Origin of the sequence: Streptomyces sp. WM6372 (genome assembly GCF_001279655.1) — a bacterium.
Lineage (GTDB): Bacteria > Actinomycetota > Actinomycetes > Streptomycetales > Streptomycetaceae > Streptomyces.
Genome location: NZ_LGDB01000071.1, coordinates 1 through 2,139, shown reverse-complemented (window position 1 = coordinate 2,139; position 2,139 = coordinate 1). Strand labels below are relative to the sequence as shown.

Here is a 2,139-nt window from a genome sequence, read left to right as displayed (position 1 = left end):
GGTGTGGAGTCGGTGTCGATCGATGACGGTTTCTTCGAGCTGGGTGGGCATTCGCTGCTGGCGACGCGGCTGGTGAGCCGGATCCGGACCGTCCTCGGCGTCGAAGTCAGCGTCCGGGCCCTGTTCGAGGCTCCTACCGTCGCCGCCCTCGTGGACCGGCTCGATGACGGTGGTCGCGTCCGGACGCCGCTGGAACGGCGCACACGGCCGGAGGTTCTTCCGGTGTCGTTTGCCCAGCGCCGTCTGTGGTTCTTGGGTCAGCTCGAAGGTGTCTCCGCGACGTACAACATTCCGCTCGTACTGCGCCTGACGGGTGCCTTGGACGTCGAGGCGTTGCGGGCTGCGCTCGCGGACGTCGCGGGTCGGCACGAGAGCCTGCGGACGGTGTATCCGCAGGTGGACGGGGAGCCGCGGCAGGAGATCTTGCAGGGCGCCGTGGGCATTCCCGATGTCGGCGTCGAAAGCGTCACCGCCGATCATGTCGCCTCGGCGGTAGGGAAGCTGGCTGCCACGGGCTTCGACCTGGAGCGGGAGCTGCCATGGAGGGTGCGCCTGCTCGAAGTCACTGACTCTCCCGGCGAGTGGGTCCTCGTCATGGTGGTCCACCACATCGCAGCGGACGGCTCGTCGATGGCGCCGCTGGCGAAGGACCTTTCGCTGGCGTACGCGGCTCGCTGCCAGGGGGATGCCCCGGCGTGGGAAGAGCTTGCCGTGCAGTACGCGGATTACACGCTGTGGCAGCGCGAGGTCCTGGGCGACGAGGACGACCCGGAGAGCGTGATCGCCGCCCAGGTCGCGTACTGGAAGCAGGCTCTGGCCGATCTCCCGGAGCAGCTGGAGCTGCCGGTGGACCATCCGCGCCCGGCCGTGGCTTCGCACGAGGGCGCTTCGGTGGACGTCCACGTACCGGCGGAGGTGCATGCCCGTCTGGTGGAGCTCTCGCGGTCCTGCGGGGCGAGCGTCTTCATGACGGTGCAGGCAGCTCTGGCCGTCCTGCTGTCCAAGATGGGTGCCGGGCAGGACATTCCGATCGGTACGCCGATCGCGGGCCGTACCGACGACGCCCTGGACGATCTCGTCGGGTTCTTCGTGAACACGCTGGTCCTGCGCACCGACGTCTCGGGCGATCCGACCTTCCGAGAGGTCCTCAAGGGGGTTCGGGAAGTCGACCTGGCGGCTTTCGCCCATCAGGACGTGCCCTTCGAGCGGCTGGTGGAGATCCTCAACCCGGCGCGCTCCATGGCTCGCCACCCCCTCTTCCAGGTCATGCTCACGGTCCAGAGCGCTGCTGATCCGGATGTCGCGCTGCCTGGCCTGAGCGTGACGTCGGAGCAGGTTCAAGGTGCGGTGGCGAAGTTCGACCTGTCGTTCAGCCTGGACGAGACCCGTGGCGTCGACGGGAAGCCCGCGGGTCTTGAGGGCCGACTGGACTTCCGGACGGATCTGTTCGCCGAGAGCACTGTTCGGCACCTCGTTGCCCGCCTGATACGCGTACTGCGAGCCGTTGGTACCGATCCTGACCTGCACGTCGGTGAGATCGAACTGCTGGGCTCCGACGAGCGCGAGCGGATCCTGACCACGTGGAACAGCGCTGTGGCCGAGGTTCCTGCCGCGCTGCTGCCGGAGCTGTTCGAGACGCAGGCGGCACGCAGCCCGCACGCGCCGGCCGTGGTCGGCGGCGGGGTCGAGCTGAGTTATGCGGAGTTGAATGCCCGGGCGAATCGTCTGGCTCGTCATCTGGTGGCGTGCGGCGCCGGTCCGGAGAAGCTCGTTGCTGTGGCGCTGCCCAGGTCGGTTGACCTGGTGGTCGCGTTGCTCGCCGTTTTGAAGAGCGGTGCCGGTTATGTGCCGGTGGATCCGGAGTACCCGGCGGACCGGATCGCGTACGTGCTGGCTGATGCCGGACCGGTGCTGATGATCACCGATGCGGAGACTTCACCCGGCTTGCCCGACGGCGATGTGCCTCGTGTGCTGCTGGACGATGACGAGTTCGTGCAGGTGGTCGCCTCGGCCAGTGCGTCCGATCTGTCTGACAGCGACCGTCTGTCTTCGGTGTTGCCTGCGCATCCGGCGTATGTGATTTATACGTCGGGTTCGACGGGGCGGCCGAAGGGTGTGGTGGTTTCGCATGTGGCGTTG

1 protein-coding gene is annotated in these 2,139 nt (G+C 67.5%); it reads left to right on the top strand.

The window, feature by feature from the left end:
• Positions 1–12: 12 nt before the first annotated feature.
• Positions 13–2,139: condensation domain-containing protein (locus ADK52_RS07975; protein WP_159045871.1), on the top strand; the 2,127-nt coding region annotated here is incomplete at its 3' end.